The organism is Sporichthya polymorpha DSM 43042 (assembly GCF_000384115.1).
Lineage (GTDB): Bacteria > Actinomycetota > Actinomycetes > Sporichthyales > Sporichthyaceae > Sporichthya > Sporichthya polymorpha.
Map to the genome: position 1 here is coordinate 4,775,493 of NZ_KB913029.1, position 25,828 is coordinate 4,801,320.

The 25,828-nt window shown below is 68.3% G+C and carries 24 protein-coding genes; 16 read left to right on the forward strand and 8 right to left on the reverse strand.

The genetic code is table 11. The features are described 5' to 3' along the window. Positions 1-6 precede the first annotated feature (6 nt). The 6 genes from SPOPO_RS0123225 to SPOPO_RS0123245 all read right to left on the reverse strand — a co-directional run bounded on the left by SPOPO_RS0123225 (position 7) and on the right by SPOPO_RS0123245 (position 5,843). On the reverse strand, positions 7-1,377 hold the full coding sequence (locus tag SPOPO_RS0123225) for a hypothetical protein (RefSeq protein WP_245541744.1): 1,371 nt from the start codon (positions 1,375-1,377) through the stop codon (positions 7-9). Between the two features lie 8 nt (positions 1,378-1,385). Continuing rightward, a complete protein-coding gene (locus tag SPOPO_RS0123230; RefSeq protein ID WP_019877540.1) occupies positions 1,386-2,084 on the reverse strand; it encodes an ABC transporter ATP-binding protein in 699 nt (232 codons plus the stop codon). Continuing rightward, positions 2,077-2,856 carry an ABC transporter ATP-binding protein gene (locus tag SPOPO_RS31270; RefSeq protein ID WP_084671479.1) on the reverse strand — a complete coding sequence of 260 codons (780 nt, stop codon included), beginning with the start codon at positions 2,854-2,856 and terminating at the stop codon, positions 2,077-2,079. The genes SPOPO_RS0123230 and SPOPO_RS31270 overlap by 8 nt, the downstream gene beginning before the upstream one ends. Beyond that, positions 2,853-4,943, reverse strand: a complete 2,091-nt coding sequence (locus SPOPO_RS31275) for a branched-chain amino acid ABC transporter permease (protein ID WP_051098427.1) — start codon at positions 4,941-4,943, stop codon at positions 2,853-2,855. Before SPOPO_RS31275 ends, SPOPO_RS31270 begins: the two co-directional genes overlap by 4 nt. Next, complete coding sequence (locus SPOPO_RS0123240) at positions 4,940-5,347, reverse strand: hypothetical protein (RefSeq protein WP_019877541.1); 408 nt, start codon at positions 5,345-5,347, stop codon at positions 4,940-4,942. Before SPOPO_RS0123240 ends, SPOPO_RS31275 begins: the two co-directional genes overlap by 4 nt. A 94-nt stretch (positions 5,348-5,441) precedes the next feature. Further along, entirely contained in the window at positions 5,442-5,843 is a 402-nt protein-coding gene (locus SPOPO_RS0123245; RefSeq protein ID WP_019877542.1) for a hypothetical protein, read from the reverse strand. Between the two features lie 384 nt (positions 5,844-6,227). Between SPOPO_RS0123245 and SPOPO_RS31280 the strand changes: the two genes are divergently transcribed. Then, positions 6,228-6,947: a TetR/AcrR family transcriptional regulator gene (locus SPOPO_RS31280; RefSeq protein WP_019877543.1), complete on the forward strand. Its 720-nt coding sequence runs from the start codon at positions 6,228-6,230 to the stop codon at positions 6,945-6,947. A 4-nt stretch (positions 6,948-6,951) separates the two neighbouring features. Here SPOPO_RS31280 and SPOPO_RS0123255 read toward each other — a convergent pair whose 3' ends face one another. Then, positions 6,952-7,605 (reverse strand): TetR/AcrR family transcriptional regulator, encoded by a 654-nt coding sequence (locus SPOPO_RS0123255; protein ID WP_084671481.1) that lies wholly within the window; start codon positions 7,603-7,605, stop codon positions 6,952-6,954. Positions 7,606-7,716: 111 nt separating this feature from the next. On the opposite strand from SPOPO_RS0123255, the gene SPOPO_RS0123260 reads away from it, so the two are divergent. From SPOPO_RS0123260 to SPOPO_RS31290, 11 genes are all read left to right on the forward strand, one after another. Continuing rightward, complete coding sequence (locus tag SPOPO_RS0123260; protein ID WP_019877545.1) at positions 7,717-8,001, forward strand: hypothetical protein; 285 nt, start codon at positions 7,717-7,719, stop codon at positions 7,999-8,001. A gap of 91 nt (positions 8,002-8,092) precedes the next feature. Continuing rightward, positions 8,093-9,178, forward strand: coding sequence for an LLM class flavin-dependent oxidoreductase (locus SPOPO_RS0123265; RefSeq protein WP_019877546.1), 1,086 nt, complete (start codon positions 8,093-8,095; stop codon positions 9,176-9,178). A gap of 2 nt (positions 9,179-9,180) precedes the next feature. Continuing rightward, positions 9,181-9,660, forward strand: a complete 480-nt coding sequence (locus tag SPOPO_RS31285; RefSeq protein ID WP_019877547.1) for a nuclear transport factor 2 family protein — start codon at positions 9,181-9,183, stop codon at positions 9,658-9,660. Between the two features lie 12 nt (positions 9,661-9,672). Continuing rightward, on the forward strand, positions 9,673-11,277 hold the full coding sequence (locus tag SPOPO_RS0123275; protein WP_019877549.1) for a flavin-containing monooxygenase: 1,605 nt from the start codon (positions 9,673-9,675) through the stop codon (positions 11,275-11,277). A gap of 4 nt (positions 11,278-11,281) precedes the next feature. Beyond that, on the forward strand, positions 11,282-13,033 hold the full coding sequence (locus tag SPOPO_RS0123280; protein ID WP_019877550.1) for an AMP-binding protein: 1,752 nt from the start codon (positions 11,282-11,284) through the stop codon (positions 13,031-13,033). Beyond that, the gene (locus SPOPO_RS0123285; RefSeq protein ID WP_019877551.1) at positions 13,030-13,473 is read left to right on the forward strand and encodes a MaoC family dehydratase; all 444 of its coding nucleotides are present in this window, start codon (positions 13,030-13,032) and stop codon (positions 13,471-13,473) included. The genes SPOPO_RS0123280 and SPOPO_RS0123285 overlap by 4 nt, the downstream gene beginning before the upstream one ends. After that, positions 13,470-14,006: a MaoC family dehydratase gene (locus tag SPOPO_RS0123290; protein ID WP_019877552.1), complete on the forward strand. Its 537-nt coding sequence runs from the start codon at positions 13,470-13,472 to the stop codon at positions 14,004-14,006. Before SPOPO_RS0123285 ends, SPOPO_RS0123290 begins: the two co-directional genes overlap by 4 nt. Further along, a complete protein-coding gene (locus tag SPOPO_RS0123295) occupies positions 14,003-14,416 on the forward strand; it encodes a Zn-ribbon domain-containing OB-fold protein (RefSeq protein WP_019877553.1) in 414 nt (137 codons plus the stop codon). The genes SPOPO_RS0123290 and SPOPO_RS0123295 overlap by 4 nt, the downstream gene beginning before the upstream one ends. After that, positions 14,413-15,606 (forward strand): lipid-transfer protein, encoded by a 1,194-nt coding sequence (locus SPOPO_RS0123300; RefSeq protein WP_019877554.1) that lies wholly within the window; start codon positions 14,413-14,415, stop codon positions 15,604-15,606. The genes SPOPO_RS0123295 and SPOPO_RS0123300 overlap by 4 nt, the downstream gene beginning before the upstream one ends. Continuing rightward, the gene (locus SPOPO_RS0123305; RefSeq protein ID WP_019877555.1) at positions 15,603-16,376 is read left to right on the forward strand and encodes an SDR family NAD(P)-dependent oxidoreductase; all 774 of its coding nucleotides are present in this window, start codon (positions 15,603-15,605) and stop codon (positions 16,374-16,376) included. Before SPOPO_RS0123300 ends, SPOPO_RS0123305 begins: the two co-directional genes overlap by 4 nt. 46 nt (positions 16,377-16,422) lie before the next feature. Next, positions 16,423-17,316 (forward strand): alpha/beta hydrolase, encoded by an 894-nt coding sequence (locus SPOPO_RS31290; RefSeq protein WP_033385169.1) that lies wholly within the window; start codon positions 16,423-16,425, stop codon positions 17,314-17,316. A 58-nt stretch (positions 17,317-17,374) separates the two neighbouring features. On the opposite strand, the gene SPOPO_RS0123315 is transcribed toward SPOPO_RS31290, so the two are convergent. Continuing rightward, positions 17,375-18,925, reverse strand: coding sequence for an ABC transporter substrate-binding protein (locus tag SPOPO_RS0123315; RefSeq protein WP_019877557.1), 1,551 nt, complete (start codon positions 18,923-18,925; stop codon positions 17,375-17,377). 442 nt (positions 18,926-19,367) lie between these two features. Between SPOPO_RS0123315 and SPOPO_RS0123320 the strand changes: the two genes are divergently transcribed. The 4 genes from SPOPO_RS0123320 to SPOPO_RS0123335 are packed head-to-tail and all read left to right on the forward strand — an operon-like array spanning position 19,368 to position 25,690. Then, positions 19,368-20,963: an acyl-CoA carboxylase subunit beta gene (locus SPOPO_RS0123320; RefSeq protein ID WP_019877558.1), complete on the forward strand. Its 1,596-nt coding sequence runs from the start codon at positions 19,368-19,370 to the stop codon at positions 20,961-20,963. A 9-nt stretch (positions 20,964-20,972) separates the two neighbouring features. Continuing rightward, the gene (locus SPOPO_RS0123325) at positions 20,973-22,952 is read left to right on the forward strand and encodes an ATP-binding protein (RefSeq protein ID WP_019877559.1); all 1,980 of its coding nucleotides are present in this window, start codon (positions 20,973-20,975) and stop codon (positions 22,950-22,952) included. After that, on the forward strand, positions 22,949-24,508 hold the full coding sequence (locus SPOPO_RS0123330) for a long-chain-fatty-acid--CoA ligase (RefSeq protein ID WP_019877560.1): 1,560 nt from the start codon (positions 22,949-22,951) through the stop codon (positions 24,506-24,508). Before SPOPO_RS0123325 ends, SPOPO_RS0123330 begins: the two co-directional genes overlap by 4 nt. 9 nt (positions 24,509-24,517) lie before the next feature. Then, complete coding sequence (locus SPOPO_RS0123335; RefSeq protein ID WP_019877561.1) at positions 24,518-25,690, forward strand: acyl-CoA dehydrogenase family protein; 1,173 nt, start codon at positions 24,518-24,520, stop codon at positions 25,688-25,690. The last annotated feature ends 138 nt before the right edge of the window (positions 25,691-25,828 follow it).

Sequence of the window (25,828 nt, forward strand, 5' to 3'; positions counted from 1 at the left end):
TTCGGCTCAGGCGTTACGGGCCGCAGCGAGGCGGGTGAACATGAAGTGCCCGCCGAGAACCGTGATTCCCGCGAGAACGAGCATGGCGTAGAGCCACTCGCTACCGTCGCCGGTCTGACCCGGCTTCACCGAGAACCCGAGGCTGCGGACGACGTCACCCGAGACCGGAGCGGCACCCGGCAAGGTCTGAACACCGGTGTCGGTGACCAGCGCGAGCGTGGACGGGACCTCAGCCGCCTGCGCGGCCAGGTCGTCGGGCAGGCCGGCGACAGCCGGCAGAGCCGTGTCCACGGCTGCCGCGTCGGTGGTGCTGTTGGTCCCGCTGCCGGAGGCCGATCCGGCGCTGCTGTCGGAGGTGCCGGCCGAGGTGGTCCCGGCACTGGCGGCGTAACCGAGCTTGGCGAACGAGGCGCCAACCTTGGCGCGGCCCAGGATGTAGGTGATCTCGAAGTTGCCGGCACCGGTGGGGCTGGCCTGGGTGGTGGTGACCATCAGGCCGCCGATGGTGTACGTCGTCTTCCCGGTCTCGTCCTTGTCGGTGAGAACCGGGGCCAGCTCGAGCTTGATGCCGGCGTTCTTGAGGACGTCGTTGGCCTGGGCGATGGCCTGCTTGCTGTCCTGGCCCTGGCCGAGGTAGCGGAAGCCGTTCTGGTCGAAGCCGAAGTCCTGGCCGTTGACCGAGAACCGCCCGAAGGTCTTGGCCTCGATCTTCGGAGCGCCACTGACCGCCTGGGTGATGGACGCCAGCGCCGTGGAGTTGCCGACCTCGAGCGGACCGGAGACGAACCCGGCCGAGCTGCCGGAGGCAACGGCGGTGACGCTGTTGCCCTTGGCCTCCGTACTGGCGTTCGCGCTCTGCTGCTGGTTGGGTGCGGGGACGTTCGGCGGTGCGCCGTAGGCCGCCGAGGCGGAGGAAGCCGTGTCGGTGCTCGTGGACTTGATACGCCCGTAGCCGAAGTCTTCCGAGGCCTCCTGGGTGGCGTTGGAGGCGGTCTGGACGTAGCCGGGCAGGACGGCGAAGGGGATCTGGACCTGACCGGCGCCGAACTGGTTCGGGATGCCGTTGGCCGTGCCCGGCAGGGTCTGCACGGTGTTGCCCCAGTAGGGCATGCCCGCGAAGCCCTGGCTGCCGCCGGAGTTGGTGGTCTGCGCCGAGGCGGTGAGCGAGCCGGCGTCGTTCTTCGGGGACGCCGGGATCTCGTCGCCGTTGACCTCGAAGTAGAACGCGTCACCGCGGGCTTCGAGGTTGTAGCGGGTGTCCTCCGCCGAGGCGGATCCGGGCAGGGCGATCACTGCGGCGGACGCGCCGACGGCGCCCAGGGTGCCGAGCGCGGTCAGGGCCAGGGCCCAGCGGGGGGCGCGGTTCCGGGTGCTCATGCGGGCGGTCATGAGGCCAACGACCCGAGGTAGCTGTTCATGATTTTCTCCTCACTGATCTCTCCGGGCTCGCCGGCAAAACTGATGCGTCCTCGGTCGAGGATGTAGACGTAATCGGCCATCTTCAGTGCCTGTCCGACGTACTGCTCGACCAACAGCTGTGCGACGCCCTGGCGTCCGAGGTCGGTCAGGTACTCGAAGATCTCCTCGACGATCTTCGGCGCCAGTCCCATCGATACCTCGTCGAGCAGGACCACGTTGGGGTTGGCGACGTAGGCGTGGGACAGCGCGAGCATCTGCTGCTCGCCACCACTCATCGTCCCGGCGATCTGCCGCGCCCGCTCCCCCAACCGGGGGAACGTCGCCGTCGCGGTCTTGTAGGACTTGCGGTAGTCCCCCGCCGGCGACTGCAGCAGGATGTTGTCCGCCACCGTCAACGACGGGAAGATTCCCCGGCCCTCGGGAACGTGGATGATCCCCTTGCGCGAGAGCTTGTACGGTGCCTGCCCGGTCACGTCCTGACCGTCGATCAGAATCTGGCCCGAGTAGGGCTTGAGCAGTCCCGAGGCGACCCGCAGCAGCGTGGTCTTGCCGGCGCCGTTCGGCCCCAGCAGTGCCACGACCGCGTTGTCGGGGACCACGATCGAGACGTCGCGCAGGACGGTGCCGGTGTCGTAGCCGGCGGTGATGTTGCGCAGCTCAAGCAACAGAGACCTCCCCGAGGTAGGCAGCGCGCACGATGTCGCTGCGCAGGGCTTCCTGGGTCGGGCCGGAGTAGATGATCTTCCCGAAGTCCAGGACGTAGATGAACTCGCAGATCTCGGCCACCAGGGCCATGTCGTGCTCGACGATCAGGATCCCGTTGCCGGTCTCGGCGACCCAGTCGGTCAGAACCTTGCCGAACGCGTGCGTCTCGGACACGTCCAGACCCGAGGACGGTTCGTCCAGAAGCAGGAACTTGAACGGCGTGGCGATAGCCCGCGCCAACTCCACCAGCCGCCGCTGGCCCGTGGACAGGTCACCGACGACCTTGTTCGACAAGTGCTCGATGCCGCAGTGCGCCATCGCCTCAGCGGCGCGAGCGTTGATCTCCTTGGTCTCCTTGCGCGTGGAGTACATCAACCCCAGGGGGCGGAAGCTGGAGAAGTAGGCGGCCGGACCGGTCCGCACGTTCTCCACCACGGTCAGCGACTCGAACAGTTCCATCCGCTGGAACGTGCGGCCCAGCCCACGGTGGGCTCGGTGCGAGGAGCGGTGACCGTGCAGGTCCTTGCCCCCCAGTCGCACCGTGCCCGACTGCGGATGGTTACGACCGGTGCACGCGTTGAAGAACGTGGTCTTCCCCGCGCCGTTCGGGCCGATCAGACCGGTGATCTGCCCGCCCTTCGCGTACAGGGTCGCGTCGTTCACCGCCACGATGCCGCCGAAACGGACCGTCACGTTCTGGACGTCGAGGTCGACAGTCATTCCGCCAGTCATGACGAGCGCTCCTTCCCACCGACGAGGGCGAGGTCGGCGTCGGTGCGGACCGTGATCGGTTGGCCGGGGGTGATGTCGATCCGCTCGCGCCACTGCGTGCTACCGGTTCCGCTGTCCTCGCCGTCGCGTTCCTTGCCCCGCGGCCCGAGGAACCGGCCGAGGTTGAGGGCGGGTGCGATCGCCACGAAGATGGCCAGGGCGCCAAAGATGACGCCGCGGTAGTCGATCATCGTGGGGCTGTCGAACGGCGGGTAGATCTTGACCACGGCGAAGGCGAAGGCAGCCAGCAGCGGGGACACGATCGGCCGGCGGCCGCAGAAGCCGAGGATGGCGACGAACACCAGCGAGGTCGTGTAGTCGAACACGCCGCCGGGCGAGCCACTGGCGGACTGGGTGACGCCGGCGAGTACGCCTCCACCGACGCCGGCCATGAACGCCGACAGGCAGAACACCGCCACGCGCATCACGTTCGTGTTCGCCCCGTGCGCTTCGAGAGCGACCCCGGAGTCCGACATCGCCCGCAGCAGCGCCCCGAGGCGGCTACGGCGGATGATGAGCACGATCGCGGCCATCAGGAAGAACACCGTCAGCGCGAGGTAGTAGTAGTTCTTCTCGTTGTTGAAGTCGATCCCGAACAGGCCCGCGGTCGTGCCCTCGACCGGCTCGAACCGCTTCGAGGTTCCCGGAACGCTGAACTCCGTGCCCGGCCGGGGGTGCTGCACCAACGCACCGTTGTCGAACATGACGGGAGCGAGGTAGAAGGCCTGCTGCAGCAGGATCCCGAAGCCGAAGGTCGCCACCGCGACGTAGATGCCGGCCAGACGGATCGCCGGGATCGCGACGATCGCGCCGAACGGCACGGCCACCAGACCGCCGATCAGGATCGCGACCGGCCACGACACCGTCTTGTCCCCGATCAGCGGCAGCCAGCCGAAGAACCCGAGGGTCATCAACTTGCCGGAGGTCGTCGCGCCCAGGGCTGCGAAACCCAGGTGGCACAGCGAGATCATCCCGGACATGTAGAGCAACATGCCGAGGGAGAGGAAGATGATCGCGTAGGCCAAAAAGCCCGAGTACACGGTGACGTCGGTGTCGGTGACGACGTGCGGAACCGCGATCAGCAGCAGCGCCAGCGCCGCCATTCCGCCGCGGGTCACCGGCGGGGAGAACTGCCGCGGCGGCTTGAACCGCCGCGCATTGCGGACGCCGCGCTCGGTGAGCTTACGCGCCGGCACGAACAGGAACACCAGCAGCAGCACCAGGAACGGAATGTTGCGCGGCAGGCTCTGCAGGAACAGTGAGTCGGTCTTCTGCGCCTGCGAGGGGAAGTAGTTGACCAGGATGCCGATCACGAACGCACCGCCGACCGTCAACGGCAGGTTCTGGAACAGACCCACCGCCGCCGCGCCGTAGGCCGCGATGACGATCAGCACCAGGACGTTGACCGAGACACCGAGCTTCGGGGCGAGCAGCATCCCTGAGGTCGAGGCGAAGCAGGCACCGAGCACCCAGGACAGCCGGCGAACGACCGAAGGGTTCCCCTTCTGCAGCGAGAGCAGGTTGGGGTCGTCCACGACCGCGGTCATGGCCTTGCCCATGCGGGTGCGGTCGAAGAACACGAACAACCCAGCAGCGGCGGCCAGGCAGAAACCGGTGACCATCATGTCGCCGTAGGAGATCCTCACATCGCCCACGGTTGGACCGCCGGTGGGGAGGAAGTCACCACTCTTCTTGTCCGCCGCCCCGTAGATCGCCGTCATCAGCGACTGGAGGAGAACGAGCAGACCCACGGTCGCGACGACGGTGGTCACGGTCGGCGCCGAGGACAACAGGGACGCCATGCGTTCGAGCAGAAGGCCGCCGATGACGCCGACGAGCAACAGGCTGAGCAGGAACGCGACCGGCCACGGCCAATCCTGCTCGACGTAGCCCTCGTAGAACACGTACGCCGCGGTCGCGGCCAACGCGCCGTGGGCGAAGTTGAACACGCCCGAGGTCTTGTAGGTCAGCACCAGGCCGAGCGCGGCCAGGGCGTAGACCGACCCGTCCGCGATGCCGGGGACCAGGTAATTGAGGAACTGGTTCATGGCTTGCACACTCCGCAGGCGATCCGGCCGGCACCCTCGTGCACGGAACGGTCAACGGCCGGCCAGTCACGACCGGAGGCCATCACGCAGTCAGCCCGGTGGAAATGGACCAGACCCTCGCCCGCGATCAACGAGCCCGACGCGGCCGGCACGACCGTCACGACCTCGACCTCCTCGACGACCTTGGGCACCGCGCCGAGGACCCGGACACGACGGGCGAGCACTGCGCGGCGCCCGGCCAGCAGCAGCAGCGCCCCCGCTGCGTTCGCCAGGACCACGCCGACGATGGCGAGGTTGATCCCGGGAACCTGGTCGTCGTAGAGAGTCTCGGAACTGACCAGGCTCGTCCCGACGACGAACAGCACGGCGCCGAGACCGGCGATCCCGGCGTACACGGCATACATCTGAGTCGTCCACGGGGACGGGGCGACACCCACCCCGACCGGCGAAGCGGCCCGGGCGAAACCGGTCTGGCCCGCGGCGCGACTCTGCCTCCGGCTATGCGTGGTCACGGGAAGCAGCCGCGTGCGCCAGCCCGGACCGGGCGGAAGCACCATTGGTGTTGGTGACCGGGATCTCCGTCGCGGTACGTGAATTCGCGTCCGCCACGTCCCGAACGACGTCGGTGTCCCACCGCAGCACACCCTCGCCGAGCGCACGCTCGATCCGGTCGAGCTTGCGCCACTCGTCACGCAGGTCGGCCGAGATCCAGAGGGTCGCGCCGAGGCCCAGCAGGAAGATCCCGCCGATGCCACCCGAGACGATGTAGCGGGTCTGCTCGGCGAGGTAGGCCGAGTCGGCCACGCCGGCGTATCCCAACAGGAAGCAGACCGCTCCCGCGATCGTCAGCGCGATGGCGGCGGTGCGGTCCCACTGGCTCTTGAGGACCTTCAAGTCCATGACAACTCCGGGGCTAGCTGGATGACGAGGGTCCGCGCACCCAGGGCTGGCGCGGCCGACTCTTTTCGAATTTCGGATGTGGGCCACCCGTGCGGTCTGGTGACGTACGACCGCGAGGCGAGACGCTGTGACGCTAGTAACGGATAACTTCGCTGTCAAGACATAACGGACTTTGCCGACCTGGGATCGCGCTTACCACCCTTCTCGCTGCTGTCGTTAACGCAGGTCAGAGAGGTGTCGGCCGCTGTGTTCAGGAATCTATAAATGTTAGAGACGCAGGGCGGCCATCGGCTGCTAGGCTGTTAGTGACCAGTTACGCAAGGCAGCTCTGGTGCTTCTGGCGGGTTCGCCGGGTACTTTTGCGCCTGCCGGAAGGAGTTCGCCGTGTCCGCAGCGACCGAGGAAATCCGCACGCCGCGTCAACGCGAGCTGATCGCGGTCGCGGCGCGCCTGTTCGCGAAGCACGGCTACCACGCGGTCGGGATCAACGACATCAGCGGCGAACTCGGTCTCACGGGCCCCGCGTTCTACCGGCACTACCCGAGCAAGGAAGCGCTGCTCATCGCGTGCCTGGACGACGCGATCACCTCCCACCTCGAAGCGGTGGTCGAGGTCGTCCGCGCGGTCTCGGACCCACTGGACGCGCTTGAGGCCGTGATCGAGAACCACGTCGACTTCGTCTTCGACCAGACCGAGAACATCCAGGTCTGGCGGACCGAGTTCCGTAGCCTCCCGGAGGCGGACCGGCACCGTCTGCGCTATCTGCAGCGCCTGTACACCGAGGAATGGGTGCGGATCGTCCGCGAACTGCGCACCGACCTCGACGTCGAGCAGGTGCGCACCATGTGCCAGGGCGCGATCTCGCTCATCCAGTCCGCGACCGAGTTCCACAACCGGCTCCCGCGTGAGGTCGTCGGTCCCACGCTGGGCCGGATGGCGCTGCACGCTCTCATCGGGACCCCGGCGGCCGCCCTCCCGAAGATGCCGGCCGAGGGCGTCGTGAAGACGTCCTCCAACGGCAAGGCCGGATCGACTCGGAGCGCTCGGGCGGCCGCCAACCACGAGGGCAAGGCGCCGGTCGAATCTACCGCGGCCGCCGGCTGATCGGTCAGGAGCCGGACAGGCTCCGGATCCAGATCGAAGCGAGGACTCGGGCGAGCTGTTCGTCGGAGGTCCCGAACGGGCTGTTCGGGACACTGACCGCGAGGTACACGCATCGCTCGAACACGGAGATCATCGCCGGGACCGTCATCGCGTCGTCCGGCTGCAGCGGGCGGAATCGCTCCACCCGCGCCGTCACCGCGACGCGGAAGCGCTCAAGAACTGCGCTCCAAGCGTCGTGGATCTCCTGGTCGCTGTGCCAGCCTTCGATGGTCGCGGCGAACAAGGCGCCCCGCTCGCGCCACCGACTCAGCGTCGCCATGGCGACGTTGAAGAGCTCTTCCTCGGTGAAAGGGCCGTCCGCCTCCAGCACCGGCCGCCAGTCACGGTAGACCGCCGCCCCCATCTCCTCGACGAGCGCGGCCACGACCGAGTACTTGGTCTCGAAGTGGGAGTAGAACGTCGGGCGCGAAATCTCTGCGCGTTCGACGATCTCATTGACCGTCAGTTCGTCAAGGCGACGTTCGGAGAGCAACTCCTTGACTGCCTCACAGATCGCGGCGCGCGACTGGAGGCTCCGGCGACGCTGGCTGCGGTATCGAGGCGGAATTGCGGGCGGGACGACGGCATCGGCCGCCTGGGTCCCCAGCGGAGTGGTCACGGGAAAAGTCTAACCGGAAATCCCTGACGCCTCTATTGACATCTGTAAAGGCACGCGAGAAGTATGTGCTCCGGACCACAGAAGAGCTGGACCCGGCCCACGGAGACGCCCATGAGCGTGCACGTCGAGATGGTCGAAGCTTCACAACCCATTCCCTCGCAGCCCCGCGCATCGCTGCAGGTGGTGGTCGACCTCGGCTCGACCACCGACCTCGACGAGTCGCTGATCAGCAGGTTGAACCACGCCTTCCACCGGGCCGCCGCCACCGGGTACACCTTCCAAGTCGTCCCACCGGAGGCCGCGGCCCCGCGCCACGCTTTCCTGCGCGCCGCTCTCCGCGGCCAGTTCGCGTGGGCCGCCGGCACCGCACTGCACCCGGTCGCGCAACAGATCTGATCCCGCTCACGGCCGTCGGGCTTTCGCTTGCATTGAATTAACAGATGTAAAGACACCCATTAACCCACGCGACGCTTTTCGAGGAGTTCTCATGAAACTCGGCCTCCTGCAGGTCATGCAGAACTGGCACAAGGATCTGGACGACTACCAGACCTGGCAGTACGAGATCGGCATGGCCCTGGAGGCCGACCGGTTGGGCTTCGACTCGCTCTGGTGCGTCGAGCACCACTTCGAGGCGTACGGCATGTGCGGCGACAACATGCAGTACCTGTCCTACCTGGCGGGCCTCACCAAGAACATCCGGCTGGTCCCGGGTGCGGTGATCCTGCCCTGGAACGACCCCCTGCGCGTCATCGAGAAAATGGCGATGCTCGAGTACGTCGCTCCGGGCCGTGTCGCGCTCGGTGTCGGCCGCGGCCTGTCCCGCAAGGAGTACCGCGGGATGCGCCAGGACATGAACGAGTCGCGCGAGCGCTTCGACGAAGCCATCGAGATGATCCTGCGCGGCCTGGACACGGGCATCGCGGAGAACGACGGCGCCTTCTACCGGCAACCCCGGGTGGAGATCCGGCCGCGGCCGCGCAAGGGCTACCGCGACAGCTTGTTCTGCGTGGCGATGTCACCCGACTCGCAGATGGCCGCAGCCCGTTGCGGAGCAACGATGATGACGTTCATTCAGCACGCCATCGAGAACCACGTTCCCGGCATCGAGGCCTGGCGCGAGGAATTCGCCAAGCACAACCCCGGCCGAGCGGTCCCGGCGCCCAAGCTCACCGATGTGACGCTGTGTCACGAGGATCCGGAGGAAGCCGAGCGGTTGGCTCACCAGTACATCGGCGCCCACTTCAGTTCGGTCATGGAGCACTACGACTTCGCCGGCGACCACTTCAAGGACACCAAGGGCTACGAGGCGTACCAGCAGGGCGCGGACCTCATCAAGGCCGCCGGTCTCGACGGCGCCCGGACTGCTTACATCAACGCGCAGAACTGGGGCACGCCCGAGCAGATCATCGAGAAGTACCGGGAGCGTCAGCGGATTGTCGGCGACTTCGAGCCGCTGATCGTCCTCTCCTACGCGGGCATGCCGGATGATGTCGCCCGCAACAGCCTGCGTCTGTTCGGTGAGAAGGTGATTCCGGCCATCAGCAAAATGCAGCTGGAACCGGCGGGGGTCTGATCGTGGGCCCGCTGTCCGTCGAGGACCGGATCCGAGCTCTCGAGGACCGCAACGCGGTCATCGAGTTGGCGGCCACCTACAACCGCGCAGTCGACTCGTACGACGAGGCCCTGTGGCTGTCCGTGTGGCACGACGACGCGGAGTACCTCATAGGCGAGACGTTCGGCAACCACTACGGCCTCGAGCAGATCCGAACGATCCTGCACACCCTCCGAGAGTACTTCCACGAGATGCACCACTACGCAACGAACGTCGTGGTCAGGCTGGACGGTGACAGCGCTCGGATGTTGGTAGATGCCGATGTCACCGCGACCGACCGGAGCGGCCGAGCGCTCATGCTTGCCGCGTCGTACGTGGACACCTGCGAACGCCGTAGGGGCAGGTGGGGGTTCACCAAGAGGGAGATCTCCCTGCACTACGCGACGCCCGTGACTCAACCCTGGACGCTCACGCCCGACGAGCGCTTCGTGCTCGACGCCTGAGAGGACCGCAGCATGACAGCCCTCCAGTTCGACGTGGTCGTGGTGGGCGCCGGATTTGCCGGCCTCCGGGCCCTGCACACGTTGCGCACCCGCGGTCGCAGCGTGGCAGTCCTCGAGGCCGGCGACGGCATCGGCGGCGTCTGGCGGTGGAATCGCTACCCCGGTGCCCGGTGCGACATCGAGAGCTACGACTACTCGTACTCCTTCTCCCCCGAGCTCGAGCAGGAATGGCGCTGGACTCAGCGCTACGCGACGCAGCCGGAGATCCTTGCGTACATCGAGCACGTCGCCGATCGCTTCGACCTGCGTCGGGACATTCACCTCAACCGGCGCGTGGTCAGCGCCCAGTGGGACGACGACGCCGGCCGCTGGATCGCTACGACGACGAGGGGGGAGCATTGGTCCGGCCGACACCTGATCTGGGCGGTCGGCAACCTCTCCACCACGAAACGTCCGGAACTACCGGGACGGGAGACGTTCCGAGGCCGAGTACTGCACACCGCCGAATGGCCCCGCGACCCCGTCGACGTGGCGGGCCAGCGGGTCGGCGTGATCGGAACCGGGTCGTCTGGCATGCAGTCCGTGCCGATCCTCGCTGAGGATGCGCTGCACCTGACGGTCTTTCAGCGCACGCCCAACTTCAGTGTGCCGGCGATGCACCAGGAGATCACGCACGAGCAGGACGTCGCCGTGAAGACGGACTACGCCGCGCGTCGTCAGCGCATCCTCGCCTCACCCAGTGGTCTCGGGTTCCGTCCTCGCAAGGAGGCGACGGTCGAGGTTCCGGAGGACCGGCGCAACGAGATCTTCGAGGAAGCCTGGAACGGGGCCGGATTCGGCTTCGGTCTCGCCTTCCGCGATCTGCTGATCGACGAAGAGGCGAACGCTCTAGCGGCCGACTTCATACGCAGCAAGATCGCGGCGATCGTGGAGGACCCAGATGTTCGGGAGAAGCTGACGCCTCGCGACCACCCGTTCGGCGCGAAGCGGCCGGTTGTCGACAACGGATACTTCGCGACGTTCAACCGACCGAACGTGACCCTGGTCGACATCCGCAGCGACCCGATCGCTGAGCTCCGGCCTGAGGGTCTGGCGCTGTCCTCCGGCGAGGTCCACCACTTGGACGTTCTGGTGTTCGCCACGGGTTTCGACGCCATCACCGGGTCGCTGCTGCGCCCTGAGATCGTCGGGCGAAACGGTCTGACGCTCCGGAAGGCCTGGTCCAGCAGTCCCGAGACCTACCTCGGGCTGGGTACTCACGGATTCCCCAACATGTTCGCCGTCGCCGGCCCGGGCAGCCCCGGTCTTCTCATCAACGTCCTCGTCGGGATCGAGCTTCACGTCGACTGGCTGGCCGACCTGTTCGAGGACATGGACGCGCGCGGAGCCACCCGGGTGGAGGTCGAGCCGCAGGCGCAGAGGGACTGGACACGTCATCTGCTGCGGCGTGCGGAGCAGACCCTCTACCCGAAGGCCCGCTCGTACTACATGGGCGACGACGTTCCGGGCAAACCGCGCGTCTTCATGCTCTACACCGGCGGTCTGCGCGACTACCGCGACGTCATCTCCAAGTGCGCCGCTGACGGCTATCCCGGCTACTCCTTCCGGAAGGACTGAGCTCATGGGCCGCCTCCCCTCCCTGGCCGATCGTCGGGCTGCGCTCCAGTCGCGCCACCCGCACTGGGTGCCGCGAACGCTGCACGGGCAGCTGGACGACGTCGCCGCTCGGTGGCCCGACCGACCGTACGTCATCACCGACGACCACTCCTGGACCTACGCCGAGATGCGCGACTGGTCCGAGGTGTTGGCCCGCGGTCTGGTGGCAGCGGGCATCCGCCCGGGCGAGCACGTCGCGCTGGAGATGGCGAACTACGCAGAGTTCGTCGCCGCGACGTTCGCGATCTCTCGCACCGGCGCGACCAAGATCCCGGTGAACTTTCTCAACCGCCGCGACGAACTGGCGTACGTCCTCGAACAGTCGCAGGCAGTTGGGTTGATCGTCATGGCGCGGCTCCGCAACACGGATTACCTCGCGATGCTGGACGACATCGCGCCGGGGTGGCCGACCGGCGGTGGCGGGGAACGCCTGCCCCACTTGCGCGACGTGATCGTTTTCGACAACGACGGCAAGGGCGTACCCACCGGCGTCCGGACGCTCTCCGAGCTCGACGCGGCGGCCGACGACGGCGTCGTGTTACCGGAAGTCGATCCGAGGTCGGACGCGGACATCCTCTACACCTCCGGCACGACGGGCGGCCCGAAGGGCGTGCAACTGACGCACGACATGCTGCTGCGCACCGCCTACGGCGCGGCCTACGGACGAGGATTCGAGGACGCTCGCCGGATCCACTTCGCGCTGCCGATGTACCACGTGTTCGGGTACGTCGAGGGCATGCTGCCGGCCATCTTCGTCGGCGGCGCGATCGTCCCGCACGTCGCCTTCGACCCCCACGCCAGCCTGGACGCGATCGAGCGCCACCGGTGCACCGACATGCTGGCCATCCCGCTGATGACGCAGGCGGTGCTGGACGCCCAGCAGGAACGGATCCGAGCCGGACGGCCCGCGGATCTCTCGTCGTTGGCCTCGGTGATCTCCTCGGGCACCGCCACTCCCCCGGGGCTGTGGGACCGCATCGACGCGGAGCTCGGCGCGGATGAGATCACGACCGGCTACGGGATGTCAGAGACGACCGCCTCCACCACCGTGACCCGTCCCAACGACGGCCCGGAGAAGCGGCGGACGACCAACGGTCGGTTGCGCGACGTCGGTGTCGCCGGCGATCCGGACCTCGGCGGCCGTCTGGTCGTGTACCGCGCCGTCGACCCCGACACAGGACTGGACCTCGGCCGAAACCGGGTCGGCGAGCTGCAGGCGTTCGGCCCCGGTGTCACTCGCGGCTACTGGGACAAACCCGAGGCGACCGCGGCGAGCTTCACGGCCGACGGGTGGTTGCGCACCGGAGATCTCGGGCTGCTCGACGACGACGACTACGTCGTCCTCGTCGGACGGGCGAAGGACTGCTACCGCTGCGGCGGCGAACAGGTCGTACCCGCCGAGGCCGAGGCGGTGCTCCTGACGCACCCCGCGGTGGCACAGGCACACATCGCGCCGGTCCCCGATCGGAGAATGGGCGAGACCGGCGCCGCGTTTGTCGTGCTCCGGCCGGGCGTCGAGGTCACGGCGCAGGAACTGACCGACCTCGTGGCCGCCAACCTGGCCCGGTTCAAGGTCCCCCGACACGTCTTCTTCGTCGCCGCCGAGGAGATCCCCCTGACCCCGAGCGGCCGCGCACGCAAGTTCCTGCTGTCCGAACGCGCCAAAGCGTTGATGAGTTCGTCGGCGAATCCGCCGCGAGAAGGAGTTTCGGCATGACACCCCAGAACGGCGCTCCGCCGGCCGACGGCCTGATCACCCGAGACACTCCGATCGGCCACGAACTGGTCGGGGTCAAGAAGAAGGCCGCGATCCAACTGATGGGAAACCGGCTGTGGGGCCGCTTCAACCCGAATCATTGGGATCCGGTGTACGCGGCGGAGACCGGGCTGCGCGCCCCGATTCAAACCGGGGAGATGAACACCGCCTACCTGGCGGAGATGTGCGTCAACCATTTCGGCCGGCACTTCTTCGCCAACGCCCGGATGCAGTGCAAGTACGTCGCCTCCACCTACGCCGACGAGGTGATCACCACCTACGGCGTCGTGCGTGACAAGGCGCCGATGGACAACGGGATGCGCTTCTCCGTCGAGATCTGGGCGGCGAACGACGAGGGCGAGACCAAGACCGTGGGACTTGTGGAGGTGACCGTTCCGTGAACACGCAAGCCCCCGCGACCGACTCGCTGCGCCCCATGACCGAGATCCAGGTGCAGCAGACCCGCGATTTCATCGAGAGCCTGCAGGAGGAGTGCCAGACGTACTGGGACATGGTGGAGGTCGGTGACGAACTCTCCCGCGACCTCCACGTCACCCCGGAGCTGGTGATCCTCTACGCCGACGCTGTGGAGGACTTCAACCCCTGGTACGAGGGGTGGCGGATGAACACCTGGTACATCCCGGGCGAGTCCCCGTTCGGCGGTGCGATCGTTCCGCCGACGCTCGTGTCGCACTTCGTCCTGTCGGTGCAGTTCGACCATACGAAGCCGTTCGCGATCGGGTCGATCCACACCTTCCACGACTCGACGATCCACGCACCCATCCCGGTCGGCGCGACCGTGCGCATCACCACCAAGGCGATCAACAAGTTCGTCAAGCGCGAGCGGCGGTACGTCCGGCACGAGGTGACGGTCACGGACGTCGCGGACGGAACCCTCTACTTCACCGAGACCCGGGACATCTTGTCGCTGTGAATGCCGTTGCGGACGACCTCCTCACCTTCGACGACGCTGGCGTCGCCCTGGCGGGCTCGCACTGCACCGGGTGCGGCGCGAACTACTTCCCGCGCGCCGTCAGCTGTCGCAACCCGGAGTGCGACGACAAGACGCTCGTCGACACGGCCCTTGGCCGCTCCGGCACCCTCTTCAGCTGGACGGTGCAGTACTACCGACCGCCGGCCTTGTTCCGCGCCGACGCCTGGGAACCCTCAGCGGTCGGACTGGTCGAGCTGCCCGAAGGACTGCGCGTGATGGCCCCCCTGACCGACGCGCCCCCGGGCGAGATTCCCATCGGCTCGGCGGTCCAGCTGACGACACTCCCGCTCTACACCGACGACGGCGGCCGCTTGGTCGTCACCTATGCCTACGAACCGGTGCCCCGATGAGACCTGTCTACGTACTCGGCGTCGCTGCACACCGATGGGGCAAGTGGCCGGACAAGACCCAGCTCGAGCTCGCGGTCGGGGCGCTCGCCGCTGCGACGGCCGACGCCGGCCTGCGGTGGCGCGACCTGCAGGGCCTGGTCGCGGCGAGCTCCCGCTTCGAGGGCGGGATGGGCTGGGGGCTGCACGCCAACGAGGTGCTCCAGGCGGTCAGTGAGAACGGCGCCGCGGCCGTCAATGTCGGCGGCGGATGCGCGGCCGGCGGGGTCGCTGTGCACACCGCCGCATCATTGGTCGCCTCCGGAGAACTCGAGATCGTGGCCGCGCTCGGGGCGGAGAAAATGCCTAAGGGCTTCATCCCGCGGCCGCCGGGCTCGCCCGACGACATCCGGGACAGCGACTACCTGCGCTGGGTCGCAGTCGGCGCGACGAATCCGGCCTACTGGGCGATGGAGGCGCGACGCCGGATGCACGAGCACGGCACCACCGCGGAGACCTTCGCTGCCGCCGCGGTGCTGATGCGCCGTCACGCCGCGGGCAATCCGCGAGCCCGCTTCCGCGGCGAGTCGAGCGTCGCCGACGTCCTCGCCTCACCGATGGTCTCCGACCCTTTGCATCTCCTGGAGATCTGCCCCGTCAGTGACGGAGCCGCCGCCGTCGTCCTCGGGTCCGAGGAAACGGCCCGCAGGCTCGGGGTTCCCCTCGTGCAGGTCGCTGGATCCGCCGTCGCGACCGGACAGTTCGGCGATCCCGCGATCCGGATCCCGACCGTGGCCCAGAACGTCACCGACGCGTCAGTCCCCCACACGAGCGAGGTCGCCGGCGCCGTCGCCCGGGCTCAGGCCGCGGCGGGGATCGAGCCGGCCGATGTCGACGTTCTCGAACTGGCCGACAACACCGCCTGGCACGTCCTGGCCTGGCCGGAGAGCTTCGGCTTCGTGGAGCCCGGCAAGGCTGACTGGATGCTGGAGCGCGGCGAGCTCACGATCGGGGGGTCCCTGCCGATCAATCCCAGCGGCGGATTCCTCTCCTTCGGGGAGGCCACCACCGCTCAGGGCGTGCTGCAGGTTTGCGAGATTGCCTGGCAGCTGCGGGGCCAGGCGACGGGCCGTCAGGTTCCGAACGCCCGCGTGGCCCAGACCGCGGTCCTCGGCCTCGGCGCGAACGGCGCGTCGATCGTGCTCACCGCATGAGCGCGCGTCTGGAAGGCCGGGTCGCCATCGTGACCGGCGGCTCCAGCGCCATCGGACGCGCCATCGCGATCCGCTTCGCCGAAGCCGGAGCGTCCGCGGTGATCGTCGCCGACCTGCAGGAGGGGCCGCGCGAGGGCGGCGAACCGACCCACGCACTCATCCGGGCGGCCGGCTCCAAGGCTGAGTTCGTACGCACCGACGTGACCAAGCCGGCCGACCTGCAACGGGCCGTAGAGGCAGCCGAAAGTCACGGCGGGGTCGACGTCCTGGTCAACAACGCCGGCCTGCTGAGGGCCGCCCGAGTCCTCGACATGATCGAGGACGACTTCGACGCCGTGCTCGACGTCAACCTCAAGGGCGTGTTCTTCGCGTGTCAGGCGGCCGCCCGGTCGATGGTGGCCGCGCAGCGCCCCGGGGTGATCGTGAATCTGTCGTCCATCGGCGGCCTGCAGGGGGTGCCGGGCATCTCGGCCTACTGCGCCGCCAAGGGCGCGGTTCGGACCCTGACCTACTCCTTGGCCAAGGAACTGGGGCATCGCGGGATCCGGGTCTGCGCTCTGCACCCGGGCGTCATCGACACCTCCATGACACGAGTCGACGTGCCGGTCCCCCGGGACCGCGACGGCGCCGCCGGCCGCGACATCGTGCTGCGCCGACTCGGCAGCCCGGACGACGTCGCCGCCGCCGCGGTTTTCCTCGCCTCCCCCGAGGCGTCCTTCATCACCGGGCCCTCGCTGACTGTCGACGGGGGCCAACTGTGCATCGGCTGATCCGACAGGAATTTCACCAACCCGAACTCGTGAGGAGTGGCGCGACATGAGCGCTGAGCAGGAAAAGGTACGTCAGTTGTGGCAGGGCCTGTTGGAGGCCCTCGCGCCACCGGCCGGGGTCCCCGAGTACCGCGAGGGGTACGAACAACTGCTCGCATCGTTCCCGGTGCCGGACGGGACGAGCATCGAGGAGGTGGACGCGAACGGCGTCCCCGCCCTCCTGGTCACGGCCGAGGGTGCCGATCGGGGTCGCGTCGTGCAGTGGACGCACTCGGGCGGTTACGTCTTCGGTTCGGCGCACGGTTACCGCTTCTTCGGCGCAGGGCTCTCCGCGGCTGCCGGAGCGTCGGTCCTGCTGGTCGACTACCGACTGGCGCCGGAGCACGCCTACCCGGCCGCTCTCGACGACGCGAAGGCCGCGTACCGCTGGCTGCTCAACCGAGGGTTTCCGCCGGACCGGATCGTCGTCGCGGGTGACTCCGCCGGCGGCGGTCTCGCCGCCGCCACGTTGCTGGCGCTGAAGGACGAGGGCGCCCCGCTCCCCGCGGCGGGTGTCTTCGTCTCCCCCATGGCCGACTTCACGCTGTCCGGCGGATCGATTCGGACGCGCGCCGACGTCGACCCGATCGCGTCGGCGGACATGCTCGCCGGACTCGGCGGCCTGTACGCCGGATCGGAACCGCTCGACTCGCGCTACATCTCCCCCGCGCTGGCCGACCTCGAGGGACTGCCGCCGCTCCTCGTGCTAGTCGGCTCCGACGAGATCCTGCACGACGACTCGGTCCGGATCGTCGAGGGCGCTCAGGCGGTCGGTGTCACCGCGCGCCTCATCGTGGGCGAGGGCCAGGCGCACATCTGGCCGCTCTTCCACCAGATCCTTCCCGAGGGGCGCCGATCGCTCGACGAGATCGGCGCGTTCGTCCGGGAACGCACCGCCTGAGCACAACACGAAGCGGCGGCCGGAGTGAGTGCTCCGGCCGCCGCTTTCGTGCGTGCGCCTACTTCCCCTGGGGGTCGCTCGGCGCGAACTTGTTGGTGCACTTCGGCTTGCTGATGGCCTTCGCCCAGCCGGTGTTGTCGGCGTTCGCGATGCCGGCGAAGAGGCAGTACGGAACCTTCGGCGTACCGCCCTCGTTGAAGGTCAGCGGACCGGTCAGGCCGCCAAGCTCCGTGAACTTCTGACCCTTGAACTGGTAGAGCACCTTGAGCAGGTCGGCCGTGGTCGGGTTCTCGGCCGGCAGCTCGGCGGCCGCCGCGACCAGGAGCGCGCCCGCGGTCCAGCCGAGGCTCGCCGCGCCACCCGAGGTGAAGCCCGGGTTGAACTTCTTGATCGAGGCCTGCCAGTACTTCTCCGCCGGCGTCGAGTTCCCGAACCACGGGAAGTGGTTCATGGTGACGTAGGCATCGCCCAGCCACTTGTTCCCCTGGAGGAACTGCTTCTCGTTACCGACACCCAGCGGATACGGCAGGACCTTCGGGAAGTACTGTGCCTGCGAGCAGGATCGGGCGAGCCGGTTCATCGACGCCGCGTCGAAGGTCATCGCGAGGACCTCCACACCGGCCGCCTTGAAGTCCAGGCACTGCTGGACGTACGACGGCGAGGTGATGGACACCTGGATGTCCTTCTTGAAGGTGGCGCCGAACTCCGGTGCCAGTTCCTTCATCGCGCGGTTGATCTGCTCGCACGCGCGCGGAACCTCGATGCACCAGATGTTGCCGACGTTCTTCTTCTTGAAGTAGTTCACCGCACCGTCGAGGTAACCGAAGGCGACGCCGAATCCGGGCGGGCCCTGGGGGAACAGCTTGTCGCTGCCGAACCACGTCGCGTTGGTGATGTCGGCACCGATGATCGGAATCCCGGAGCGCTCGATCACGGGCTTGACGGCGTCGACCGTCAGGACCTGGATGTTGCCGACGAAGGCGAGAACCTTCTTCGACTGAATCATCGCCTGGACCTTCGAGGAAGCCGTCGACGGGTCGCCCTGGTCGTCCTCGATGTAGAGCCGGATCTTGTGCCCGTTCAGACCGCCGCAGGCGTTCTGGGAGGCGACCCAGGTCTCCAGAGCCGGCCGCACCGGTGAGAAGAGCTCGCCGAGAACACCCGACAGGGTGCTGACGTTGCCGATCGCCACCTCCGACAGCGTCGCCGGCTTGCACGGCGCGTTGCCACCGAAGATCGCGTGGCTGGCGACTGTCCTCTCGACGGCGGACCCGCCGGCAGCGGCTGCGCCGCCGGCCTTGCCACCGCCGGCGGCGTTACCCGCCTTGCCGCCCTTGGTGCCCGGCGCCGCGGCGCCGCCCGTGGTGCCGCCGGCGGCTGCGCCCGCGTTGGCTGCGGTACCCGCGTTGGCGGCCGCTGCGGGGTCAGTCCCCGTCTGTGCCCCGGGCGCCGCCGCACCGGTGTCGCCCGTCGCGGCGCCCGTGGTGCCGGTGGTGCCGGAGTCGATGGCGCCCGTGTCGGCACTGGTGCCCGTGTCGCCCCCGGCGGCAACGCCGGGCGCCTGGGCCTCGGTGATGTCCGAGCCACCACAGCCTGCAACGAGCGCCACCGAGAGAAGAGTTGCCGCGGCGGCTGTGATCAGGCGCCGCGGCCTCGTGGTAGCTGCCATGAATGAATTCCCTCCCCGGACCGAACCGGTCCGGATCAGTTGGCTCGCGGCCCCGCCATCCGGGTGAGCCGCGCGGTTAGTGTGTGAAAACGTGAGTGAAGCGTCCGAGTGGATCCCGACGACAATAGAGACCGGCGCCACACCGACGCAAGACCTAATGTTAGATCTCAATAACATGATCTTGATCCGGGACGGATCGCCGCAGGTCATACCAGCTGCAGCCGAAACATCGACCCGAGCTGCGACGTAACACGGCGATCACGTCGGATCGGCGGTGCCCAGCCTCAAACCCGCCTCCGTCACACCAGCACCCGGTTGTCTCCACGACAGTTAACCGCTATAAACCTCTTAACGCCCCGCTGTGTGTCCTGGAGGCTCTCGCGTGCCCATCTTGCGTTCGGATATCGACGTCAACACCAACGACTACCTGAGCAACCGGACCCACAACCTCGGCATGCTCAAGCTGCTCGAGGAGCAGCTGAGCGAGGCCCGGGCCGGCGGCGGCGAGGCGTACATGCGCCGCCACCGCGAGCGGGGTCGCCTCACCTGTCGTGAGCGGATCGACCTGCTCGTCGACCCCGGGTCAGCCTTCCTCGAACTCTCCCCCCTCGCCGCGTGGGGCACCGCCTTCAAGGTCGGTGCCAGCGTGGTCACCGGGATCGGGGTCGTCCACGGCGTCGAGTGCCTGCTGATCGCGAACGACGGGACGATCAAGGGCGGCACGTCGAACCCGTACACGTGGAAGAAGATGCTGCGCGCGCTGCACATCGCGCGACTGAACCGGCTCCCCGTGATCAACCTCGTCGAGTCCGGCGGCGCCGACCTCCCCACCCAGGCCGACCTGTTCGTGCCGGCGGGTCAGCTCTTCCGCGACCTGACGCAGCTCTCGTCGATGGGCATCCCCACCGTCGCGCTCGTCTTCGGCAACTCCACCGCCGGCGGGGCATACGTGCCCGGCATGTGCGACTACAACGTAATGATCGACCAGCAGTCGAAGGTGTTCCTCGGCGGCCCGCCGCTGGTCAAGATGGCGACCGGTGAGGTGTCCACGGACGAGGAGCTCGGCGGCGCGCGGATGCACTCCACCGTCTCCGGTCTGTCCGACTACCTCGCGACCGACGAGCGCGACGCGATTCGCCTCGGCCGTCAGATCGTCAAGAGCTGGAACTGGACCAAACTCGGTCCCCGTCCCAAGCCCGTGGTGGAGCCGCTCTACGACCCGGCGGAACTGCTGGGCATCGCCTCCGCCGACCTTCGCGTGCCGTTCAGCCCGCACGAGGTGCTCGCCCGACTGCTCGACGGCTCCGAATTCGAGGAGTACAAGCCCGAGTACGGCACCAGCCTGATCACGGGCTGGGGCAGCCTCCACGGGTACCCGGTCGGCATTCTCGCCAACGCCCGCGGCGTCATCTTCAGCGAGGAGGCGGAGAAGGCGACCGAGTTCATCCAGAAGTCGAACCAGGTCGACACTCCCCTGATCTTCCTGCAGAACACGACCGGCTACATCGTCGGCAAGAGCTTCGAGCAGGGCGGCATCATCAAGGACGGCGCGAAGATGATCAACGCCGTCGCGAACAGCGCCGTCCCCCACATCACCGTGATCATGGGCGCGTCCTACGGCGCCGGGAACTACGGCATGTGCGGCCGGGCGTACGACCCGCGCTTCCTGTTCGCCTGGCCGAACTCGCGCACGGCCGTGATGGGGCCTCAGCAACTCGCCGGTGTGCTCTCCATCGTGGGCCGCGAGGCCGCGGCCGCCGCGGGCAAGGAGTTCGACGAGAACCGCGACCGCGAGCGCACCGCCGCCATCGAGGCGCAGATCGAGAAGGAGTCGCACGCCTTCTACATGAGCGGCAAGGTCTACGACGACGGGATCATCGACCCGACCGACACCCGGACCGTCCTCGGCATCTCCCTGTCCGCCGTCCACAACAACGTCGTCGAAGGGCGCCGCGGCTACGGCGTCTTCAGAATGTAGGGGTCGTACGTGCAGAAGATCCTCATCGCCAACCGGGGCGAGATCGCCCGCCGCGTCATCCGCGCGGCCCGCGGGCTCGGCATCCGGACGGCCGTGGTGTACTCCGACGCCGACGCGGACGCGCTGTTCGTCCGCGAGGCCGACGAGTCGGTCCGGCTCGAGGGCACGGCCGCGGCCGACACCTATCTGATGGCCAATCTGATTATCGAGGCCGCGCAGCAGGTCGGTGCCGACGCCGTCCACCCCGGCTACGGCTTCCTCTCCGAGAACGCGGACTTCGCCGAGGCGTGCGTGGCCGCGGGGATGACCTTCATCGGTCCCCCGCCGGCCGCGATCCGCAGCATGGGCGACAAGGTCACGTCGAAGGAGATCATGGCCGCCTCGGGCGTGCCGACGCTCCAGGGCGTGACGGTCACCGACGGCGAGGGCCAGGACCTGCGGGCAGCGCTCGCGGACATCGGCCTGCCCGCGATCGTCAAGGCCTCCGCCGGCGGTGGCGGCCGCGGCATGCGCGTGGTGAACACGGCCGACGAGCTGCTCGGCGCGGTCGAGAGTGCCCAGCGCGAGGCCAAGGCGGCGTTCGGCGACGGCACCGTGTTCATCGAGCGGTACATCGCGCCGTCCCGGCACATCGAGGTCCAGATCGTCGCCGACGACCACGGCCAGGTCGCCGCACTGTTCGAGCGGGAATGCTCGATCCAGCGGCGTCACCAGAAGGTCGTGGAGGAGGCTCCTTCCCCCGTCGTTGACGAGGCCTGGCGCGCGCGGCTGATGGACGCGGCGGTCAAGGCCGCTCGTGCCGTGGACTACCGCGGCGCCGGCACCGTCGAGTTCATCGCCGGCAACGACGGCACCTTCGCGTTCCTCGAGATGAACACCCGTCTCCAGGTCGAGCACCCGGTGACCGAGTGCATCACCGGGCTGGACCTCGTCGCGTTGCAGATCGCCGTTGCCCGGGGCGAGGCGCTGCCGGCCGAGGCCCTGAACCCGACGATCGACGGGCACGCGATCGAGGTCCGGCTCTGCGCCGAGGACCCGGCGGCCGGCTATCTCCCGGTCTCCGGCACCTTCGAGGTCTTCGAGTTCGGGGGCGAGGGCATCCGCGTCGACACCGGTGTCGAGTCCGGTTCCGTCGTCTCGCCCTACTACGACTCGATGGTCGCCAAGGTCATCGCCCACGGGCCGACGCGTCGGATCGCGGCGGACCGCCTCGCGGACGCCCTCGCCCGGGCGCGCCTGCACGGCCTGACGACGAACCGCGACCTGCTCGTGCGCATCCTGCGCAGCCCGGAATTCCTCGCCGGCGACACGACGACCGACTTCCTGCAGCGGGTTGACGGACTCACTGACCCGCTCACCAGCGAACTGACGCACCGTCATCATGCCGTGGCGGCCGCGCTCGCTGTCGCATCGGCCCGCGCCGCGGGCCGCGACGTCCAGACCGGGCTGCCGATCGGCTGGCGCAACAACCGCGCCACGCTGGAGTCCGTCGAGCTCAAGGGCGAGGGCGACCCGATCAAGGTCGCGTACCACCTGCAGAACCCGACGGCCCCGATCGTCGAGGTCAACGACGAGCCGGTCAGTATCGAGCTCCACGCGGCCGGGGCGGGGCAGGTCGACCTCACCATCGGCGGGGTCCGGCGCTGCTACCGCGTCCAGTTGCTCGGCGTTGCCGGCAGTGACGGCGTGCTCGTCGACAGCGTCAACGGCTCCTCCGCCTTCGCTCTCGTCGACCCGCTGCCGGCTCCCGGCGCGAACGGTCCGGCCGGCGGCCTGATTGCGCCCATGCCGGGCGCCATCGTCCGGGTCCTCGTCGCGGAGGGCGACGCCGTCGCCGCGGGGACGCCCCTGCTGGTGATGGAGGCCATGAAGATGGAGCACACCATCACGAGCCCCGCGGACGGAGTCGTCCGCTCGATCAACGTCGCGCAGGGAACTCAAGTCGAGCGCGGAGCCGTTCTGGTGGAAATGGCTGAGGAGGCGTCATGAAGGAACTGGTCTTTCCCCGCACGCTGCTGCCGACCTGGCGTCAGCGCGCCGACGAGGTCGGCTTCATCAACGCGGCCACCGGCGAGCAGCGCACGTTCGGTGAGCACGCCGACCGTGTGTCGCAGCTGTGCGACGCGGTCGCGACCAAGCTCGGCGTCGGTCCACAGGACCGCGTCGCCGTGCTGAGCATGAACAGCATGGAGTACCTCGAGCTCTGGCACGCGGGCTTCCTCGGCGCGTTCGTCGTGAACCCGCTGAACCTGCGGTTCTCCCCCGACGAGCTGACCTACGTCCTGCGGGACGCCGAGTCCACGGTCTGCTTCGTGGACTCGAACTTCGCGCCGGTCATCGAAAAGATCCGCGAGGCGGCCGGGCTGAAGCACGTGGTGCTCATCGGCGGCGGCGACGGCACCGCGGACATCCGCTACGAGGAACTGCTCGCCGACGCCGGCAATCGCTGGCCGGAGGTACCGGAGGAGGACGACCTCGCCGTCGTCATGTACACCGGCGGGACCACGGGCAAGCCCAAGGGCGTCATGCTCGACCAGCGCGCCGAGGTGCTGAACCAGTACCACATTGCGATGAGCATCCCGTGGGAGCGCGGCGACACCTACATCATCTCGACGCCCATGTTCCACGGCGCGACGATGCTCGGCGTCGTGGGCGCCTCGATGTTCGGCGTCCCGGTCGTCATCCAGTCGATGTTCGAGCCCGCCGGATTTCTCAAGGCCTGCGAGACCTACAACTGCACCGTCACCGTGCTCGTGCCGACGATGATCGGCATGGTGCTGACGCACCCCGAGTTCGCCCCGGAGCGGATCTCGTCGCTGAAGCGCCTCATCTACGGCGCCTCGCCGATGCCGAAGGCACTGCTGCAGAAGCTCCTCGCGCTCCTGCCGGACACCCGGATCATCCAGGGCTACGGCATGACCGAGGCGGCCACCGTCCTCACGTTCTTCCACGACGAGGACCACCGCGAGGGTTCGCGCCTCGGCTCCTGCGGTCGCGCGCTGCCCGGCATCGAGATCAAGGTCGTCGACGCCGAGGGCAACGATCTCCCGCCCGGTGAGGCCGGCGAGGTCTACGCCCGCGGAGGCAACTTCATGCAGGGCTACCTCAAGCTCCCGGAGGAGACCGCCAAGGCCCTCTGCGACGGCTGGTACGCCAGCGGCGACGTCGGCTATCTCGACGAGGCCGGATACCTGTTCCTCGTCGACCGGGCGAAGGACATGATCATCTCCGGCGGCGAAAACATCTACTCGGTCGAGGTCGAGAACGCGATCGCCTCGCACCCGGAGGTGCTCCAGGTCGCGGTCATCGGTATCCCGCACGAGACGTGGGGCGAGGCCGTCCACGCGATCTGCGTGGTGACGGAGGGCTCGACTCTCACGGCCGACGACGTGATCGCGCACGCCCGGAACTCGATCGGCGGTTACAAGGTCCCCCGTTCGGTGGACTTCCGCACCGAGCCGCTCCCCCTGTCCGGGGCAATGAAGGTGCTGAAGAAGGACCTGCGCGCCCCGTTCTGGGCGGGCCAGGACCGCGCCATCAACTAGTCTCGTCCCATGGTCGCGACCTCGACGATCGACAACGAGAGCCCGGAACGGGTGCTGCTGCGCAAGAGCGTGGCGGCCGCGGTGGCCCCGTTCGGACCGAGCTACTTCCGCCAAAAGGCGGCGGCGGGCGAGCCCACGCACGACCTGTGGGCGGCCGTCGTCAAGGGCGGGTTCACCTCGGTGAACCTGCCTGAGGAGTTCGGCGGCGGTGGCGCCGGGCTGTCCGAGCTCGCCGTCGTGTGCGAGGAGATCGCGACCGCCGGCGGTCCCCTGCTGCTGATGGTGGTGCACTCCGCGATCTGCGGTCCGGTCATCGCCGAGTTCGGCACGGCCGAGCAGCGCGCCGAATGGCTACCGCGGTGGACCGAGCCGGACTTCCGGATGTGCTTCGCCATCACGGAACCTGACGCCGGGTCGAACTCGCACAACCTCTCGCTGCGGGCGACGAAGCAGCCCGACGGCGACTGGGTGCTTCACGGCTCGAAGATCTACATCTCCGGCGTCGACGAGTCGCAGGCGATGCTCGTCGTCGCCAAGATCGGCACCGACGAGCGGACCGGCAAGGGTCAGCTCGCGCTGTTCATCGTCGACACCGACGCCCCCGGGCTCGGCAAGTCGCACATCCCGACCGAGCTCGTCCTGCCGGAGAAGCAGTTCCTGCTCAGCTTCGACGACGTCCGCGTTCCGGCGAACCGCGTCGTCGGCGACCCGGGCGACGGCCTGAAGCAGATCTTCCACGGACTCAACCCGGAGCGGATCACCGGCGCCGCGCTCTGCAACGGCATCAGCCGCTACGTCCTCGACCGGGCGGTCCGCTACGCCAACGAGCGTTCGGTGTGGGGCACCCCGATCGGCACGCACCAGGGCGTCGCGCACCCGTTGGCCGAGTCGAAGATCAACCTCGAGCTGGCGCGGCTGATGACCTTCCGCGCCGCGGATCTCTACGACAGCCGCGCCGACGCCGGCGAGGCCGCGAACATGGCGAAGTTCGCCTCCGCCGAGGCCGCGATGAAGTGCGTCGACCAGGCGATCCAGACCCACGGCGGCAACGGCCTCGCCACCGAGTACGGCGTCGCCCACCTCTGGGGCCTCGCCCGGCTGATCAAGATCGCCCCCGTCTCCCGGGAGATGATCCTCAACCACGTCGCCCAGCACAGCCTCGGTCTCCCGAAGTCCTACTGAACGAGCGGGGCGCGACAACGTGCGGCGGGCGGCGCAGCCGCGCTCGCCTGAGGGGCTCTAAGCGACCCGCGTGGCCGAAGGACACGCGAAAGCGAGCGCCAGCGAGCGGGAGCCTGTCCCCGAAGGTGAGTGCGGCGG

What these genes read in the sequence shown, in the direction of transcription:
- SPOPO_RS0123225 (WP_245541744.1), bottom strand. Translation starts at nt 1,377, where the DNA reads ATGAGCACCCGGAACCGCGCCCCCCGCTGGGCCCTGGCCCTGACCGCG.
- SPOPO_RS31270 (WP_084671479.1), bottom strand. Translation starts at nt 2,856, where the DNA reads ATGACTGGCGGAATGACTGTCGACCTCGACGTCCAGAACGTGACGGTC.
- SPOPO_RS31275 (WP_051098427.1), bottom strand. Translation starts at nt 4,943, where the DNA reads ATGAACCAGTTCCTCAATTACCTGGTCCCCGGCATCGCGGACGGGTCG.
- SPOPO_RS0123240 (WP_019877541.1), bottom strand. Translation starts at nt 5,347, where the DNA reads ATGTATGCCGTGTACGCCGGGATCGCCGGTCTCGGCGCCGTGCTGTTC.
- SPOPO_RS0123245 (WP_019877542.1), bottom strand. Translation starts at nt 5,843, where the DNA reads ATGGACTTGAAGGTCCTCAAGAGCCAGTGGGACCGCACCGCCGCCATC.
- SPOPO_RS0123260 (WP_019877545.1), top strand. Translation starts at nt 7,717, where the DNA reads ATGAGCGTGCACGTCGAGATGGTCGAAGCTTCACAACCCATTCCCTCG.
- SPOPO_RS0123265 (WP_019877546.1), top strand. Translation starts at nt 8,093, where the DNA reads ATGAAACTCGGCCTCCTGCAGGTCATGCAGAACTGGCACAAGGATCTG.
- SPOPO_RS0123275 (WP_019877549.1), top strand. Translation starts at nt 9,673, where the DNA reads ATGACAGCCCTCCAGTTCGACGTGGTCGTGGTGGGCGCCGGATTTGCC.
- SPOPO_RS0123280 (WP_019877550.1), top strand. Translation starts at nt 11,282, where the DNA reads ATGGGCCGCCTCCCCTCCCTGGCCGATCGTCGGGCTGCGCTCCAGTCG.
- SPOPO_RS0123285 (WP_019877551.1), top strand. Translation starts at nt 13,030, where the DNA reads ATGACACCCCAGAACGGCGCTCCGCCGGCCGACGGCCTGATCACCCGA.
- SPOPO_RS0123300 (WP_019877554.1), top strand. Translation starts at nt 14,413, where the DNA reads ATGAGACCTGTCTACGTACTCGGCGTCGCTGCACACCGATGGGGCAAG.
- SPOPO_RS0123305 (WP_019877555.1), top strand. Translation starts at nt 15,603, where the DNA reads ATGAGCGCGCGTCTGGAAGGCCGGGTCGCCATCGTGACCGGCGGCTCC.
- SPOPO_RS31290 (WP_033385169.1), top strand. Translation starts at nt 16,423, where the DNA reads ATGAGCGCTGAGCAGGAAAAGGTACGTCAGTTGTGGCAGGGCCTGTTG.
- SPOPO_RS0123330 (WP_019877560.1), top strand. Translation starts at nt 22,949, where the DNA reads ATGAAGGAACTGGTCTTTCCCCGCACGCTGCTGCCGACCTGGCGTCAG.
- SPOPO_RS0123335 (WP_019877561.1), top strand. Translation starts at nt 24,518, where the DNA reads ATGGTCGCGACCTCGACGATCGACAACGAGAGCCCGGAACGGGTGCTG.